The 17640-nt window shown below is 59.9% G+C and carries 13 protein-coding genes; 9 read left to right on the forward strand and 4 right to left on the reverse strand.

What is annotated here, in order from left to right; translation table 11 throughout:
• Window positions 1–91 precede the first annotated feature (91 nt).
• Window positions 92–7507 (reverse strand): beta strand repeat-containing protein, encoded by a 7416-nt coding sequence (locus PXH66_RS02990; RefSeq protein WP_330930344.1) that lies wholly within the window; start codon window positions 7505–7507, stop codon window positions 92–94.
• 243 nt (window positions 7508–7750) lie between these two features.
• Here PXH66_RS02990 and aroB point away from each other — a divergent pair, with 243 nt between their 5' ends.
• The 4 genes from aroB to pdxA all read left to right on the forward strand — a co-directional run bounded on the left by aroB (window position 7751) and on the right by pdxA (window position 11317).
• Window positions 7751–8839, forward strand: a complete 1089-nt coding sequence (aroB, locus tag PXH66_RS02995; protein WP_330930345.1) for a 3-dehydroquinate synthase — start codon at window positions 7751–7753, stop codon at window positions 8837–8839.
• Window positions 8840–8884: 45 nt separating this feature from the next.
• Window positions 8885–9505 (forward strand): hypothetical protein, encoded by a 621-nt coding sequence (locus tag PXH66_RS03000; RefSeq protein WP_330930346.1) that lies wholly within the window; start codon window positions 8885–8887, stop codon window positions 9503–9505.
• 6 nt (window positions 9506–9511) lie between these two features.
• Window positions 9512–10273, forward strand: a complete 762-nt coding sequence (gene lpxA / locus PXH66_RS03005) for an acyl-ACP--UDP-N-acetylglucosamine O-acyltransferase (RefSeq protein WP_330930347.1) — start codon at window positions 9512–9514, stop codon at window positions 10271–10273.
• A 132-nt stretch (window positions 10274–10405) separates the two neighbouring features.
• Entirely contained in the window at window positions 10406–11317 is a 912-nt protein-coding gene (gene pdxA / locus PXH66_RS03010) for a 4-hydroxythreonine-4-phosphate dehydrogenase PdxA (RefSeq protein ID WP_330930348.1), read from the forward strand.
• Here pdxA and PXH66_RS03015 read toward each other — a convergent pair.
• Both PXH66_RS03015 and PXH66_RS03020 read right to left on the reverse strand, forming a co-directional pair.
• On the reverse strand, window positions 11300–11893 hold the full coding sequence (locus tag PXH66_RS03015) for a hypothetical protein (protein ID WP_330930349.1): 594 nt from the start codon (window positions 11891–11893) through the stop codon (window positions 11300–11302). The two genes, pdxA and PXH66_RS03015, sit on opposite strands and share 18 nt — an antisense overlap.
• A 5-nt stretch (window positions 11894–11898) precedes the next feature.
• Entirely contained in the window at window positions 11899–12390 is a 492-nt protein-coding gene (locus tag PXH66_RS03020) for an RNA polymerase sigma factor (protein ID WP_330930350.1), read from the reverse strand.
• A gap of 136 nt (window positions 12391–12526) precedes the next feature.
• Here PXH66_RS03020 and PXH66_RS03025 point away from each other — a divergent pair, with 136 nt between their 5' ends.
• From PXH66_RS03025 to PXH66_RS03045, 5 genes are all read left to right on the forward strand, one after another.
• The gene (locus PXH66_RS03025) at window positions 12527–12919 is read left to right on the forward strand and encodes a HesB/IscA family protein (RefSeq protein ID WP_330930351.1); all 393 of its coding nucleotides are present in this window, start codon (window positions 12527–12529) and stop codon (window positions 12917–12919) included.
• A gap of 120 nt (window positions 12920–13039) precedes the next feature.
• The gene (gene infC, locus PXH66_RS03030) at window positions 13040–13729 is read left to right on the forward strand and encodes a translation initiation factor IF-3 (RefSeq protein WP_330930352.1); all 690 of its coding nucleotides are present in this window, start codon (window positions 13040–13042) and stop codon (window positions 13727–13729) included.
• 11 nt (window positions 13730–13740) lie between these two features.
• On the forward strand, window positions 13741–14799 hold the full coding sequence (locus tag PXH66_RS03035; RefSeq protein WP_330930353.1) for an N-acetylmuramoyl-L-alanine amidase family protein: 1059 nt from the start codon (window positions 13741–13743) through the stop codon (window positions 14797–14799).
• Window positions 14796–15167: a fluoride efflux transporter CrcB gene (crcB, locus tag PXH66_RS03040; protein WP_330930354.1), complete on the forward strand. Its 372-nt coding sequence runs from the start codon at window positions 14796–14798 to the stop codon at window positions 15165–15167. Before PXH66_RS03035 ends, crcB begins: the two co-directional genes overlap by 4 nt.
• A gap of 13 nt (window positions 15168–15180) precedes the next feature.
• Complete coding sequence (locus PXH66_RS03045; protein ID WP_330930355.1) at window positions 15181–16854, forward strand: TIGR03790 family protein; 1674 nt, start codon at window positions 15181–15183, stop codon at window positions 16852–16854.
• Between the two features lie 72 nt (window positions 16855–16926).
• On the opposite strand, the gene PXH66_RS03050 is transcribed toward PXH66_RS03045, so the two are convergent.
• The gene (locus tag PXH66_RS03050; protein WP_330930356.1) at window positions 16927–17577 is read right to left on the reverse strand and encodes a ClpP family protease; all 651 of its coding nucleotides are present in this window, start codon (window positions 17575–17577) and stop codon (window positions 16927–16929) included.
• Window positions 17578–17640 lie beyond the last annotated feature (63 nt).

Consider the following 17640-nt stretch of genomic DNA (forward strand, 5'->3'; position numbering starts at 1 on the left):
GTCTCGATGACCGAAAAAATCCCCGAGCTTTTCGGGGTGCCACAGTGTGACGGTGCCGCGGGGCGCGCGATCCTCGGCTCCGCTCGCCTGGTTACGACCGACGGCGGCGGCGGGTCTTCCAGCCGATGAGGCTCAATCCGGTGATCATGAGCGCCCAGGTGGAGGGCTCGGGAACCGGGGTAAACTCGAAGTTGCTCAGGATCACGCTATTGGCGTCGAAGACGCTCGACGCGCCGTAGTTGACCACGAATGAACGTTGCAGGTCGGCCGTGTAGAGACGGTTGCCATTGGCGATGTTGGCGAAGGTGCCGGTGAGGTTGGCCGCCGTGTAGATCGTGAACATGTCGGTCGTGATGGGGTCGACCGAGGCGAGAAAGTCCAAACTGAGGTTTCCGTCGAGCGTGAGGTTGCCGGAGACCGAGACCAAGTCGGCTTGGATCGGGGAGGCGGCGGTATCGATCTCGAACAGTGAGTTGGCGGAGGACGCCAACGTGAGATCGCCGACGATGTTGAGCGAACCCACGCTGTTGCCGGGAGCGATCGCACCCTTGATTTCAACGTCGCCGGTGAAGGTGCCGTTGCCCGCGAGCTTGGAGGACGTGCCGAATTCGATGGGCGAGGCGAACGTAATGGTGCCCGACCCGAGGGCGAGGGTGCCCATCATGTCCACCGTGCTGCCGAAGTGAAGGGTGCCCGATTCCGCGAGCAGCGTGCCGTGATTGATGACCGGCACGTCGATCGTTGTGGTGCCACTGCCACCGGTTTTGACGATCGCTCCGGTGCTCCCCACGTAGATCTCGGCCGAGCCGGTGTTGGCCAACGTGCCATCGGTGCCGATGGTGAGATCGCCGTCGAGATCGAGGGGAACGCTCAGGTTGAGGTCGCCTGTGTTCCACGCGAGTTCGCCGTCTGCGGAGACGTTGATCTCGCGGTTGATGGTGTTGCCGGAAGGATTGGCCAGACCGAGGCTGCCGTCGGCGTCGATCGTGGTGGTGCCCGCGCTGTCGAGGGTGCCACCGGTCATGTTGATCCGACCGGTAATGCTGTGGGTGCCGGCGACGGTGCCGCCCGAGACGGTGGCATGCGCGCCGAGATTAACCGAGTCGTTGAGCGTGAAAGTGCCGGCGGTGAGATTGAGGTTACCGCCGTTGGTGACGACTACGCCGTTATCGAAATTGAACCCGTCGTTAATGTTGAGGGTCGAGTCCGACCAGATGTCCACGGTCGCATCCTTCAGGGAGCCGCCAGCGTTCAGATTCATCGTGCCGGTCTGAACTTCCAGATAGCCCTTTGCATTCAGAGGGACGTTAAAATTGGTGATGCCCGACGTTTCGGTTTTGATGACTGCGCCGTCACTGGCGATAGCGTAAGTGGACTCGACGGAAGAAAAAGTGCCGTCGGTTTCGATGCGGAACTGGCCGCTTTCGGCAATCGTGAGGCCACCGGTCACCGCGATGTCACCAGCGGTCCAAGCGAGGGTGCCTTCGACGGTGAAGTCGGTGTCGACGGCGTTGGTCACGCTGTTAGCGAGTTCGAGAGTTCCCGCGGTGGTGATGACGGTCGAATCCGAGTTGATCGATCCACCGGTCCACGTGAGGTTTCCGGAGAGTGCGAAGTCAGTGTTGGTAAGGAGACTGCCGCCCGAGAGGGTGGCGTGTTGGCCAAAATTGATCGCATCAGGCACCGAGAAGGTGCCGGCATTGAAATTAACCGTGCCACCGTTTTGGAAGGTGGTGTCGGCGTCGCCGAATATGAACAAACCGGATGGGTTATCGAAGTTCAAGGTGGCCCCGGCCCAGACGTCGAAAAGCGCGCTATTGAACCCGCCGCTGTCGATGAGATCTACGGTGCCGGTATGCACTTCAAAGCGTCCGCCGTCGACCGCGACGTGGACGTCGAGCGTGGTGGTGCCAGTGCCACCGGTTTTGCGGAAATCGCCATTGATGACAAGGAATCCACCGCTGCCGAGATCGTTGGACAGGGTGTTGTCACTCTGTGCGGTCATGAGCCCGTCGATGATAAACCCGGAGTCGTTACCGAGGGTGTCGATATCTCCCGCCGTCCAGTCGAGTAAAGCTCCTGACTCGATGGTGATGGTGGAACTGGTGAGTTCCAAAGTGGCGGTCTCGATCAGGGCTTCGGCCTCCGCGAGAACGGAGATTTTGCTGCCGGAAGCAATGGAGCCGCCGTATATTTCGAGGCCGCGCGCGATTTCCAACCCGGTCGTGTCAAGGGTGCCATCCTCGAGCACGAGATCAACCGCGAGGTTGCCTTCGATTTCGAGTGTGCCGCCTTCAACCACCAGCAAACCGTCGCCTTCGAAGATGGATGCGTCCGGTGCCGTGGTGGTGCCACCGGCTATCACCAGTTCGTGGTCGTCGAAGTATTCTTCGCTCCTCGGTTCCTCGATGACCACCGCGGTTTCGAACGTCGCCGGTGGAATGTAAAGGTCGCCGTAGCCTAACTTGACTGCGCTGCCGGATGCGAGCGTGGCATCGGCGGTCAAAACCAGCACGCCGTTTTCGATATCGATCGTGCCATTGTTTTCCAACGGCACCGCAATGGTGGTCCGACCCGAGCCGTAGGTCTTGGCCAGAGTCCCGTTGTTTACGAGCGTTTGCGCTGCAATGGAATCTCCCGGCGCGATACTGATCGGGGTGGTGATGCTGATCTCACCATGATTGATGATTTGAGCGGTGTCGGTGAGGTAGATATCGGCGGCGTTCCATTGCACGTAACCGAAGGATTCCACGGTCAGCGTCATATCATCGAGGAAGATATCGGAAGACTCGTTGACAAAGAGGGAACCGGTGGTGCCCACGGTGAGGTCGTTGCCTTCGACCAGGCCGCCCGTGTTCAAGATGAGTTGGCCGGCGACCGTCACGGGGCCGTTGATGTCGCCGCCGTTGGTGGTGAGATTACCGGAAAGGATACCACTGGTGGTGAGCTCGCCGCCGTCGATGAAGTAATTGCCGTCGCCGGTAAGGCTGGCGAGGTCATCGAGGATGTAGTCGTCGTTGAAGTGAAGTTCGGACGACGTCGCCACTTTGAAGACACCCGTGGAAGAGGCGGTGCCGCCGTGCATGATGAGCAGGGCACCGGACTGGATGTCCACCATCCCGTCGTTGTTGAAAAGAACCGCCATCTCGGTCGTGCCGGAACTGGTTTTGGTGTAGGTGCCGCTGCTGGTGTTGGTGAACAACCCGGCATTGCCGAGAGCCGTGTAGATGCTCACGGTGTCTGTTGAGTTCGCGGCGGCCTCATCGCTGAAGGTGCCTTGATTGGAAAAGGAGCTATCGGAGTTGAGTTGGAGGTCGTTGGCATCCCACACGGTGCTACCTGACGCCGTCACTGTGCGCTGGACCAGCTTGTTGGGGGAGGCGCTTTCCGCGCTGCTGGTGAAATGAAGTTGTCCGGTGGAACTCACGGTCGACTCTCCCGACTCCCAGGAGCTTTCGTAAAACGTGAGCGCGGATTCGATGTCATGATCACCGGTCAGCGTGGAATCGGATACGATCATCCCACCTTCCGCCGATATTGTGCCGGTCAGTGAAACAGTGGATTCATTGCCGATCAGGTATTGTCCCGACCCTTGGAGAGAGGCGGCGTCTTCGACCACGTAGTCGGATACGAATTGGAGACTGGATTGCTCCGCGACGGTCACGGAACTGGTCGACCCGAAAGTGCCGCCGCCGACCAAGGAGAGGTATCCGGCGTCCACGTCGATCGTGCCATGGTTGTGAAAGGGAATGAGATAGATCGAGCTACTCCCCCCGCTTTTGCGGTAGGTGCCACTCGAGCTGTTGGTGAACGACCCCAATCCACCCATAGAAGTAAACACGATTTCACCGGAGGGATATTCCAGTGTGAGGTTGTCGTTAAAAAGGCCGTTGTTGGTGATCGTGCTCGCGTGGTTCAACCCCAACCCGCCGCCGCTGGATAGCCAATTGATCGTGCCGTCGTTCACCACGTGGCGGTCGCTCATGGTATGGGTGCCGAGTCCGGTGATATTCAAGACGGCCGTAGAGCCGATCGTGGTCGTGCCCGCGCCCCACGTGCCCCACTGCCACGCCATGGTCGAACCGATGTCGTGATTACCAACCAGGACGCCGTTCGCCAACAAGAGTTCACCGGCGTAGAATGAGCCTTCCGCGCTCGTCGTGCCGCCTTCGATCGCGAGGGTGCCGTTGCCGTAGAAACTGCCGAGGTTGGCGATCGAAAAATCGGAGATCAGCGAGAGCTTCGTTTGGTCGCCGAGATTGACGATGCTGTATTCGTCAATTGATCCAGAGCCGCTGAGTTGCATCACGCCTGCGTTGAGGTTGAGGGTCCCCTCGTGGACGAAGCTCGTCTGAATGTCTGTCGTGCCGCTACCGTCCTTGTGGTAGAAACCGGAGTTGGTGAAGCCGGAGCCGCCACTGAAGGCGTGGTTCTGGTCGAGCTGATCGTTGAAAGTGCCGAGATTGGAAAACGAGCCGTTGCTGTTCGTGTTCAGGTTGGCGTCGGCCCAATAAACGGTGCCTTCATTGATGATGTCGCGATTGAAGAAATAGGCGATGGAGCCGCCCGAGGGGCGGATGATCAGCGTGCCCTCGGAGTCGATGGTGGTGGTGTCTCCGTCGACGCTGGCCACCCAGTATCCACCGGCCCAATCGTAGATACCGCTGAGGGTGTTCGTGCCGTGGAGCTCGCCCCCGGTTTGTTGAAAATCGACGCTGATTTCACCGTCCATGGTCAATTCACCGCTCGTGAGTTGGTAGCCAAAGGAAGTGGAGGTCTCATCCGTCACATCGAAGCTGTGAGTTCCATCCAAATCGTCGGTTTGGAGCTGGGACGCATCCACGATGTTGTAGTTGCTGTTGAATTGAATGAGTCCCGAGTCCCTTGCGATCATGGACCCGTAAGAGGTGTTCGTGCCGCCCCCGCTGAGGATGAGGGTGCCGTTTTGAACATCCAAGGTGGTGGGGGAACTGTTGTTGAAGGCGGTATTAAAGGTGGTCGTGCCGGCGCCGGTTTTTTGGTAGGTGCCGCTGTTGTCGAAACTGGAACCTCCGTTGAAGGACTGGTTTTCGTCCAACACGTCGTAGAAATAGCCGTAGTTCGTGAAGGAACCGTTGGCGTTGGTGTTCAAATTGGCGTCGGACCAATAAACGGTGCCTAAGTTTACGATGTCGCGGTTGTTAAAGTAGGCGATGGAGCCCCCGCTGGGTCGGATTATCAGGGTTCCGTCGTAATTGATCGTGGTGGTTTCACCATCGGCATTGGCGTCCCAATCGCCGCCCGCCCAGTCGTAGAATCCATTCAACGTGTGCGTGCCATCGAGTTCACCGCCGGTTTGATGGAAGTTGACCGAGAGGTTGCCGTCCATGGTCAGCTCGCCGCCGGTCAGTTTGTAACCATAGGCGATGGACGCTTCGCTGTTGGGAATGAAGAAACGGTGCGATTCATCCAACTCAGAGGTTTGCAGTCCGGAGGCATTGAGGATGCTGTAGATGCTGTTGAACTGGATCAGACCAGCGTCGCGGGCATACATTGAACCGTAGCTGTAGTTGGTGCCACCGCCATTGAGGACGAGGGTGCCGTTGCGCACATCCAAGGTGGTGGGGGAGCTGTTGTTGAAGGCGCTGTTGAAGGTGGTGATGCCTGCGCCCGTCTTCCGGTAAGTGCCGCTGTTGTGGAAACCGGAACCGCCATTGACGGACTGGTTTTCGTCCAACTGATCGTAGAAGAAGCCGTAGTTCGTAAACGATCCGTTGGCGTTGGTGTTCAGGTTGGCATCGGTCCAGTAGACATCGCCGTAATTGATGATATCACGGTTGTTGAAGTAGGCGATGGAGCCGCCGCTGGGGCGAATAATCAGGGTGCCACCGTAACCGATGGTGGTGGTCGCGCCGTCGGCGTTGGCGTCCCAGTCGCCCCCGGCCCAGTCGTAGTTGCCGCTCAACGTATGCGTGCCGTCCAGCTCGCCGCCGGTTTGCTGCATTTGTGCCGAAAGCACGCCCTCCAGCGTGAGTTCGCCGCCGGTCAATTGATAGCCGAAGTAGACGCTCAAGTCATCGATGGCCGGAACCACAAAACTATGGGAGCCATCCAATGACTCCGTGCTGAAGCGTGAGGCGTCCTCGACCGTATAGATGCTATTGAATTGGATGAGACCGGAGTCCTCGACCACTACGCTTCCGTCGTTCCAATTGGTGCCGCCCCCATTGAAAACGATGGTGCCTGCCCGCACATCGAGCGTATCCACACTGTTGTTGCTGAACGGGGCATTGAAGGTAGTCGTGCCGGTGCCGGTCTTGAGATAAGTGCCTGCATTGTTGAAACCTGCGCCGCCGTTGAACGACTGGTTCTCGTCCAATTTATCGTAAAAATAACCAGAGTTCGTAAATGAACCGTTCGCGTTGGTGTTCAGGTTGGCATCGGTCCAGTAGACGGTGCCTTCGTTGATGATATCACGGTTGTTAAAGTAGGCGATGGAGCCGCCGCTGGGCCGAATAATCAGGGTGCCATCGTAACCGATGGTCGTGGTCGCGCCGTCGGCGTTGGCATCCCAGTCGCCGCCGGCCCAGTCGAAGAAGCCGTTTATGGTGTGGGTGCCTTCGAGTTCGCCGCCAGATTGGTGGAGGTTGGCCGCGAGCTGACCGGACAAGTTGAGCTCGCCCGCGCTTAATTCGTAGCCGTAGTCGACGGTCTCTTCGCTATGGGGCAGGTAGAAGGCGTTCGTGCCGTCGAGTTCGTTTTCGTTTTCGGCGTTGCCGACCTCCAAGTCCGATGCGTTTACGATCGTGTAGCTGCCGGCAAATTTGATCAGACCCGATTGAGTGACCCGCATGACAGCACCGTCGGAATTGGTGCCGCCGCCATTGAGCAGGAATACTCCGTTGGAGACCTGCAAGGTTTCAGCCGAATTGTTGTCGAAAACCTGATTCGCCGTGGTGACGCCCGATCCAGATTTATAGTAGCTGCCGTTGTTGGTGAAGGTGGAGGCCCCATCAATGGAGTAGTTGGCTACCGTTTGATCGTAAAAGTAGCCGTTGTTGATGAATGCCCCATTCGCGTTGGTCGCGATGTTCCCTTCCGACCAATATACGGCACCATTGTTGGTTATCGTGCTGTCGAAGTAATAGTGAATACTTGTTCCTTCGATATCCAACCCGGCTTCGGTGCCGATAATCAGACTAAGGTCGCTGATCGCGCCCACGGTCCATTGCGAGTTAGCTCCCGCCGCAATCAGGCTTAAGCTGTCCGTATCCGAGTGGGTTTCTCCCGTTAGATTGCCTCCTCCCAGCCTTAGTCGTCCCGTCGAATTTACCCCGTCGACGGTAAGTGTGCCGCTGTTAATGATGGCGGTGTCGGAGGGGCCTGGAATGTTACCGCTGCTCCAGGCTCCGTTGTTGGTCCAGGTCAGTCCGTTGTCCTCATATTCGACGTCAGGGGCGGGGGTGCCAAGCAGGGTCGAAGAGCAAAGAATCGACGGGAATACTAACCAACGGTGGGAGCGTAGCATGGTAATATCGGGAGTTACATGACCGTTGGGACAATTCGGGTATAAATCGAGCCATCAGACACTAAGGGAAATTCTCCATTTATCGTGGGGCTCGTCCAGAGTAACTGCCATTGTTTGGCAAAAAAGACGTAAAAATATCACGAAATTTCAGATTTAACCCCAAATGTCAGCGGACTGCTGCTGCCTATGGCGACATTTCACGAGGTGGTTGACCGTTGATGGCGGCTGTCGTTTAACCGGCGAATGGTCGAAAGTCTCACGGTCAGTTTAGGTTCGCGCAGTTACCCCATTCACTTCGGAGCCAATCTCCGTTCGTTGATTGCGGCGGAAATTACGCGGTTACGGGCAGAGGGGCGCAAGGTCGTCATCGTCACCGATCGAGCGGTGGCGGAGGCGCAGGCGGAAGCACTGGGCGCGATGGGGGACGGGGTGCCGACGATCTCAGTCGCGGCGGGCGAAGCGTCCAAATCGGCGACCGAGCTGGCTCGGATTTGGGATTTTCTGGCCGAGCAATCGGTGGATCGCGGCGGAGTGGTGCTGGCGTTTGGGGGTGGGGTGGTGGGCGACTTGGCCGGCTTTGCCGCGGCGAGTTATCTGCGTGGCGTGGCCTTTTATCAGATGCCGACAACGTTGCTCGCGATGGTGGATAGCTCCGTGGGTGGGAAAACCGGCATCAATCTCGGCGCGGGCAAAAACCTGGTGGGCGCATTCCACCAGCCGCAGGCGGTTTTCGTCGACACCGACCTACTGACGACGCTGCCACCGCGCGAATTCGCGGCCGGCATGGCGGAAGTCATCAAATACGGATTGTTGGGCGACGCGGAATTGTTTGCGGAGCTCGAGCTCACCCCGCTGGGGGTCGACAGCCTGCATTTGGCCACCGTGGTGCGACGCTGCTGCGAAGCGAAAGCCCGGATCGTGGAGGCTGATGAATTTGAAACCGCCGCTTCCGGTGGACGCGCGTTGCTCAACCTGGGTCACACCTTTGCCCATGCGATCGAGAAGAACGCCGGCTACGGCGTCTATCTGCATGGCGAAGCCGTGGCGGTCGGTCTTGCGGCGGCGGCTCGACTTTCCCGCGAATTGGGCTTGGTCGACGATGCCACGGTGGCGCGGGTGGAGCGTATATTGACGGCTCACAAGTTGCCGATCGCTTTGCGTGCGCCCATCGGCGTCGGGACGCTGATGAGGGCCATGGCGCGGGATAAGAAAGTTCGGGCCGGGCAACTCCGCTTCGTGGTGCTGGAGGCGGTGGGCCAATCCGCGACGCACGACCAAGTCGACCACGCGCTGGTGGAACGGGTGTGGCGTGAAGTGGGGGCGGCGGACTAGCGATTTTCATGTATTTCGGCGGCGAAGTCATTAGGCTGCCGTTTCATGTCCGCGATCGACGAAGGCATTGTCCGCGAATACTTTGAGCAGAGTGGCTTCCTCGTGCGCCAGGTGCGGAAGTATCAGGTGCAGTCGCGCAAAAAGCAGTCGGACGAGGAGATCGATTTGCTGGTCTACAACCCGGCCTGGAAGCGTCAGGCGCGGAAGCCGGATTTCTTTCTGTTCGCATCGGAACTACCGTATCTGCACCGCGCCGTGGTGGCGGTGAAACCGTGGCACACCGGCGTATTTTCGGCGGCCATGATCAAGGGCTCGCCGGAGATTTTGCGTTTCCTCGAAGAGCAGGTGATCAAGGAGATCGATCGCTTTTTTCCGCCCACCGACGATGCGGAGGCGGGCGACGCACCGGCCAAGATTCTGGTCCTGCCGGGACTGCCGACTCAGGAACCCTACCGTTCGCAGGCGGTGGCGCTGTTGCAGGAGCGCGGCGTGGATGGCATCATATCGTTCCGCGCCATGTTGCTCGATTTGATTGATAAGATTGAGGTCAACCGCAACTACCGCAAAAGCGACACCATGCAGGTGATCCGCATTCTTAAAAACTATGAGCTGCTGCGGGACAGTCAGCTCGATTTACTCGGCGGTGACCGTCGAGCCAAACTGTAGGTTGTCATGGCAACATTGATACATCCGGGATCTTTCGTGGACCCCGCCGCTCAACTCGGCGTTGACGTCGAAATCATGGCGGGAGCCGTCGTGACCAAGTGGGCGCGTTTGGGCGATCACGTGGTCGTGCATCCCGGGGCCGTGGTGGGCGGGGATCCCCAGTATCTGGGATTTGATCGGGCTACGCCGAGTTGGGTGGACGTGGGCAAGGGAACGGTCCTGCGCGAGAACGTGACGCTCAACCGCTCGATGTATGCCGACCAAGCGACGACGATTGGTGCGCGCGGTTTCTTCATGGCGGGCAGCCACGCCGGCCATGATTGCGCGGTGGCCGCCGACGTGGTGCTCGCCAACAACGCCATGCTGGCCGGACACGTGTCGGTCGGGGCCAACACGTTCGTCGGTGGCGGCGCGGGCATTCACCAGTTTGTGCGCATAGGCGCGGTGGTGATGGTGGCCGGTCTGGCGCGGGTGACCAAGGACGTGCCGCCATATTGCATGGTGGCGGAACGTGACGAACTGGTGGGGCTTAATTTGGTGGGCTTGAAACGTCGGGGGTGGCCGCCCGAAGTGATGCGGGAACTCAAAGCCGTTTATCGGGCGGTGATGCGCCCCACCGGAAACCTGCGCACGCTGGCGGCCGAATTATTGCCGGATATCCGGTGCGGAGAGGCGCAGGCGTTTTTGCGTTTTTTTGAAGGAGGCAAACGTCCCGTGGCGCGGCCCTCGCGAGCACGAGATAACGGAGGAGTCGATGGCGATGGGTAAGCGGCATTTCCTCGATCTTGCCGCAGTCGAGCCGGAGGGGATGTCGGGCGTGAAGCCCGACCCACGACGAGGCGCTGCATATTTGTGGGTCGGGCTTTATGCCCGACGTCCGCGCGGACGGGAGAACACGTCGTGAAACCGTTGGCTTTTACGTGTGGCGACCCCGCTGGGGTGGGCCCCGAAATCATTGCGGCGTGGTTGGCCGGCCATCCTGAGGATTCCGCCAACGTGGTCGTCATCGGTCCGGCCGACTGGCTGGATTCACTACCGGGATCGGCGCGGCGGATCATGGTTGGCGCTCCGGCGTATCGGGCCGGACCGGGTGAACCGGACGACGAGGGCGCGGAATTGGCTTGGGCGGCGATGCAGCTCGCGGCCGAAGGGTGTGCGGCGGGCCAATTTTCCGGCGTGGTAACGGGGCCGGTGAGCAAAGCGCGACTGGCGGCGGTGGGTTATCCGCATCCGGGCCAAACGGAATTTTTTGCCGAGGCGTGGGGCGGTGACCCCGTCATGGCTTTTCGCGGTGATCACCTGCGGTTAACCTTGGCGACCTGGCACATTCCGCTGCGCGAGGTATCGGCCGCGCTGTCCCCGGCTGTGATCGAACGGGCGGTGCGTGCGGCGGAGCAGCTGGCGCGGGCGGATGGTATCGCCCAACCGCGGATCGCGGTGTGCGGTCTCAATCCCCACGCGGGCGAAGGTGGCGTGCTGGGGCGCGAAGAAATTGAGCTCATTGATCCGCTGCTCGATCATTTGCGCGGCGAGATCCCGGGCGTATCGCACACGTTGCCGGCGGACACGGTATTTGGTCGGGCCTTGAAGGGGGACTTCGACGCGGTCGTGGCGCTCTATCACGACCAAGGTCTCGGGCCGCTTAAAACCATCGATTTCGACAATGCGGTGAACGTGACGCTCGGCTTGCCCCACGTGCGCACGAGTCCCGACCACGGCACGGGTTTCGACATCGCGGGGCAGGGCACCGCGAGCGCGACGAGCTTTGCGCGGGCGGTGGAGCTGGCCCGGCGGTTAGCCGGTCACCAATGATTCGAGAGTTTGCTTCAATTCGCGCACCTCGGGTTTGAGGAAGGCGTTCGTGCGATGGAAGAGGAAGGCGGAGGCGATAACGAAGATGATCGCGGCCGCCACCACGCCGAACCAAGGGTTGTCGGGAGATTCGAACTCCTCGGCGATGGACTGGATTTTGCCCAGAATCAGGAGCCCGAGAAACACCAGGTAGGCGAGCGGCACCCAGTAGGTGAGATTGATCTCACGTTGCTTGTCCTTGAGCACCATTTCGAGGCAATGGCGGGTATCGTGCCGTAACAAATGAAAGCGTCTCAGGTAGCGACGCAGAATAACGCCGCCCGCCAGACAGATGGCTAGCGAGAGTGCGGGCACCAGCATTTCCCCAGCGCTGTTGCCGAGGGTGCGGGCGGGGTCGACCAGCACACGGTGGATTTGCAGTCCTAGTCCGATTCCGTTGCCGAGAATGGCGACGAGCAAAATCAAGGTATGGGTGCGGATGGAGCGGCGGGACTTGTCGATCCAAGCGCGGGCGTTGGTGGCAGGTTTGGGGGCGGGTTGAGCACCCCAGGCGGATTCCATTTCTTCGAGGCTCATGGTGGTTATTTATCTTTGAGGTTGGCGGCTAGTTTTTGGCGGATGCGCGTGAGGCGCACCCCGACGTTGGAAACAGAAAGCCCGACGGATTCGGCGATGTCTTCGTAGCTGAAACCCTCGAGCTGCATCAGAATGAGCGCGCGCTCGGCCTTTGGGAGTTGGCGGATCTCGGCGTAAATGACTTCAAGGCGCGGGTCCTCGTGTTCGCTGACAAAATGCAGGGGATCGGTTTCGAATTTCTCCCGGTGACGCCGCTCGTTGCGGTGCTTGCGCACCCACGAGATGGCGCGATTGAGCGCCACCCGGTAAATGTAAGTGGATTCCTTGGCGTTACCGGTGAACCCCGGGATCGCATGCCACATCGCAAGATGAATTTCCTGTCGCAGATCGTCGCGATCGACGGGATCGTCGCAGAACGACCGCACCACCTTGTGGATAATGCCGATGTGCTTGGACGCCCAGACGTCGAATTGTTGCTGTTGGGTTCGGTGAGTCATCCTGGTTCAACCCATAGGGCGCGAAAGTCGGGCCATTTCTTACACGAAATTTGGAAAAGTTGATACCGCCGGGGAACAGCGGATTGGTAACCTCGCTTGATTTGTGGGCGAGGCGCTCGATAGTCTGGGAGAAATCATGTCGACTGAAACCGCACCACCGCCTCCCGCCACCGCTCTGCCCGAAGGTGTGCGCGAAGGTAACGAGAAACTGGTGAGCCTCACCGCGGCCGCCGGAAAAAAGGTGGCCGCCCTCATTGCTCGCGAACAAACCGGTGATTTCCTGCGGATCGCGATCACGGGCGGTGGTTGCAACGGACTCAGTTACAAACTGCGTTTTGTCGCGACGGCGCGCAAAGGCGACATTCTGGTGCGCTCGGCCGGGGCGACCGTTTTGGTCGACCCCAAGACCGCGTTATACCTAAAAGGCACGGAGCTCGATTATTCGTCCGCATTGATCGCGGGCGGCTTTAAATTCACCAATCCCAACGCCAAAGCGAGTTGCTCGTGCGGCGAGAGCTTTAGTGTCTGAACCAAATTGTGAGAGCCCCTTCGGGCGTCCAAGTAGCAGAAACGTTGCTACTTCGTTGTTGTCTTCGCACTTCTGCGGGGCGAAAAGCGTCACGACCTACTTCGAGTTGAACCTTATTTGATGGCTACATCCTTTTCTTTTGGCGGCGGCAAACGCCGTGGTGGCGGACGCAATTTCCGCCGCAATAACGATCCTTACGCACACATTCGCCGCAATCAGCGGATCCGTGTCCCGCAAATTCGGGTGATTTCCCCCGAAGGCAAACAGCTCGGGGTTTTGCAGACCGACAAGGCGCTCAGCTTGGCGCAGCAGTTCAACCTCGACTTGGTCGAGGTGGCCCCGCACGCATCGCCTCCCGTTTGCCGGATCATGGATTTCGGCAAATACGTCTACGAAGAGCAGAAGAAGTCCTCCAACTCGAAGGTCACGGCCAGCAAGATCAAGGAGGTCGAACTGTCGCCGCGGATCGACGATCACGATTTGATCACCAAGCTGCGCCACGCCGAGGAATTCCTCAATGAGGGTTCCAAGGTGAAGCTCCGGCTCAAGTTCCGCGGGCGCGAAATGGCGCATACCGAAATTGGTTTTCAGGTCATGAAGCGGGCGATCGAGGAGATTTCCGGCATGGGCCACGCCGACAGCGAACCCAAGTTGAACGGCCGTCAGATCAACGTGATGATCACGCCGCATCCGTCCAATAAGCGGAAGCTGAAGTATTTCACGCCCAAAGCGAAGCCCGCTTCGGAACCCGAACCCGAGTCCAAGCCGGACTTGTCCGCGTTGGCTGAAGGCTCCGGCGACGACGCCTGATTCATCGAGCCATGGGCGCGACACGCGGCCGGATGCGCGTCGGCGGGTTTGCCCGCCTGATGGTTGTCGGGGTGATGTTGTGCGGCGGTGCGATCTTTTCTTCGCAGGCTTGGGCCGATGACTTCATCGCGGTGGGAGATCAGCCCACGGTCTTGGTCGGCGACGTCGCCTACCTTGATGCCGACCGTTTTTTCAGCCGCTACGGCCTGAGCTCGAAAGGGGGAGCGAAGGCGGACGCGTGGACGTTTTCCAGTGCGTGGACGACGATCGAACTCAACGCGGATTCGCGGGAGTGCCGGTTCAACGAGCAACGGGTTTTTCTCGGGTCGGGAGTGATCAAGCGCGAGCAAGGGCTGTGGATCGACCGGGTGGATGCGGAAAAACTCTTTGCGCCGTTGCTGAAAGCGGCGACCTACGCCGCTTCGGTTCGGCCGGTGCGCAAGATCGTCATCGATGCCGGCCATGGGGGCAAAGACGGCGGCACGCGTCATGCGGAGCGGAAGCTGAACGAAAAGACCTTCACCCTCGACGTGGCGGAGCGTCTGGGCGCGATCTTGGACCAACAGGGTTACGAGGTCGTGTTCACCCGCACGCGGGACGAATATATCGGGCTCAAGGAACGAGCGATGTTCGCGCGTGCGGCGCAGCCGGATGTGTTTGTGAGTCTGCATTTCAATGCGGCGGGGCGCGCGGCGGTGAAGGGCGTGGAAACCTACGTGCTCACGCCGCGGCACCAGCGGTCGACTTCCAGCGCTGCGTCCGATGCCAGCGACCACAACGTCGAATCCGGCAATGCGACCGATCCGTGGAATGTGCTGTTGGGATATGAGATTCATCGTGCGCTGGGGAAGCAGCTGGGTGCGCCGGATCGGGGATTGAAACGCGCCCGGTTCGCGGTGCTGCGTCTGGCGGAGTGTCCGGCGGTGTTGGTCGAAGCGGGATATTTGTCCAACGATCAGGAAGCGCAGAAGATTGCCACGCCGGCCTACCGCAGTGAAATTGCCCAAGCTGTGGCCACCGGCATTGTCGCCTACGCCAACACGGTGCTCAGCGTGCTTCCCCGCCCATGATTACTTTGCCCCATCTTTTGCTCATCGGTCTCGGCGGGGCGTTGGGCTCGATGTCGCGGGCTTTGATTTCGGTGGGCGTGCCCGCCGGAAAATTACCGTGGGGCACCATGACGGCGAATGTCGTGGGCTCCTTGATCATTGGTCTGGCGCTCGGGCGGTTGGGGGACGCGGCGGGAGAGCAGTCGCCCTGGCATGGTTTTGTGGTCATCGGCTTTTGTGGCGGCTTCACCACGTTTTCGAGTTTCAGCTGGCAGACGCTGGAACATCTTCGCAGCGGTCAGGCCGGCACGGCCTTTACGCATGTGGTGGTGTCGGTCGCCGTGTGTTTGCTGGCCACCTGGGCGGGGTGGCGAATGGGGCGGATTTAACGTGGTGACGCGGATGAATTTTTCCCGGACCGGCTTATTGCTCTGGAAGTCATTCATCGGCGCATGGCTGGGCTTGCTGGGGGGCGCGAGCGCGATGCTGGGGGCACCCGGGCAGTTCCCACGGGTCGCGGACGAAGCCTCGCGGGTGGTGATTGTGGCCAATCTCAACGACCCGGATTCGGTGGAGCTGGCGCGCTTTTACAGTGACCGTCGAAACATTCCCCGAGCCAACATCGTGGCGCTGGATCTGCCCGCGGGGGAAGAGATCAGCTGGGGTGAATTTGTGGCCCGGCTGCACGAGCCGCTGCGCGGTTGGCTGCGGGCTCATGATTGGCTGCAGGCCATCGAAATGGAGGCGAGCGATGACGCCGGCCGACGTAAGATGTCGGTCTCGGGCCACCGTATTTCCTATCTGGTGACATGTCGCGGCGTGCCTTTGAAAATCCGGCACGACAAGGAGTTGCCATCGGATTCGCCCGCGACGGAACGCGATAGTTTCAAAACCAACCGTGCGGCTGTCGATGCGGAGCTCGCGCTGCTGGCGCAGAGCCATACGCGTCGCGACGGGGTGGTGGCCAACCCGGTTTTCCATAAGGCCAAACCCGATATGTTTCAGGCCGGGAGCATGATCCGGGTGGCGCGGCTGGACGGTCCCACCTTTCCAGCCGCCCGTAATCTCGTGGAGTCGGCGATCGAAGCGGAACGCCAGGGCCTGATCGGCCGGGCGATGGTCGATATCGGTGGTCCTCACAAAACCGGCGACAAGTGGTTTGAGGCAGCCGCGGATCAATTGACCGCAGCGGGATGGGACCCGTTGGTCGATCGGGAGCGCAAGACGGTGGAGTCGACCGGACGCGCCGACATGTTGGCGATCTACTTGGGGTGGTATAGCAGCAAGCTAAACGGCCCGTTCAGCCTGCCGGGCTATCAATTTGCTCCGGGCGCGATCGCACTGCATCTGCACAGCTTTTCCGCCTCGTCGCTGCGACTGATGAATGGCGGCGGGTGGTGTGGCCCGTTGATCGGGCGCGGAGTGGCGGCCACTTTTGGCAATGTTTACGAACCCTATCTGGAGTTTACGCATCAGCCCCAATTGTTGATGGAGGCGCTGTTGAGCGGCTCTACTCTGGGGGAGGCCGCGTATTACGCGATGCCGGTGCTTTCGTGGCAAAGTGTGGTGATCGGCGATCCGCTTTACCGTCCCCTGACGATTGATTTGGCCGCGCAGAGCATGGAACGTGATCGTTTGCCTGGTCGGTTGGCCTCATATGTCGCCTTGCGACAATTGGCGAAACGCGGCGAGGTCGACGCGGAGTCGGTATTGCCGGAAGCGGCGGCGGCCATGCGGGCGCATCCCTCGCTCGCGTTGGCGTTGGCCTTGAGCCGACTGAGGGAGGCCACCGGTGATCGAGCCGGCGCCGTGCGGGAGTTGGGGTTGGCGTCCTACCTGCGAACCGTGCGGGCCGACGAGTGGGGCCTGATGGCCGAAATCGCGGAACAGTTGATGGCGTGGGAAGAAAACGCGGCGGCCGTCAAAGTGTGGCGCGCCTTGCTGAAGCAGGATTTACCCCCGGGACCTCGCATGGTTTGGCTCAAAGTGGCTCAACCGCTGGCGCGCGCTGCGGGGGAATTTGAGCTCTCAACCGTGTGGGATCAGGAAATTATGCGACTCACGCCCCCGAAGTAGCGGTGGGGCGGGCAAAAAAAAGCACCGCTTGAAGCGGTGCTCGCGGGAAAATGTGATGAACGCAGACCCGGATCAGGACGCCTCGATGATTTCGTCGGCGAGACCGTATTCGATCGCCTCCTTGGCATTGAGGTAAAAATCGCGGTCGGTGTCTTGGTTGATGCGTTCGATCGGCTGGCCGGACGCCTGCGCGAGGATATCATTCAATTCGGCGCGGAGTTTTTCCATTTCCTGTGCTTGGATATGAATGTCGGTCGCCGGGCCGGTGAAGCGGCCGGAAATCAGCGGCTGGTGAATCAGCACCCGGGAATGCGGGTAGAGGTAGCGGCTGCCTTTGGGGGCGGCGGACAACAGGATCGAGCCCATGGATGCCGCCATGCCGGTCACGATGACTTTGATCGGCGATGAAATCAGTTTGATGGTGTCGTAGACGGCCATGCCGGCGGTCACGGAGCCGCCCGGGCTGTTCAAGTAGAACGTGATTTCTTTGCCCGGATCGATGGCCTCGAGGTAGAGAAGCTTTTCGGTGAGATCCTTGGCGGAAACATCGGTCACGGCGCCCCAGAGGAAGATTTTACGCTGATCGAGAAATTTCTTCTGAATGAGGGCCGAGATGGGAGTCGGTCCCTTGTCGTTGGTCGTGATTTCGTCGTCATCCTCGTCTTCGTCGTCGAGACGGGGAGTGGGTTCGGTAAGGCCGGCCTGAAGATTGGAAAAATGCATGTGGGTTAAAACGGTGGAAACGGAATCCCGGTTTGGCAAGCGGCGGAAACGGTTCGGTGGATG

Source organism: Synoicihabitans lomoniglobus (assembly GCF_029023725.1).
GTDB lineage: Bacteria > Verrucomicrobiota > Verrucomicrobiia > Opitutales > Opitutaceae > Actomonas > Actomonas lomonigloba.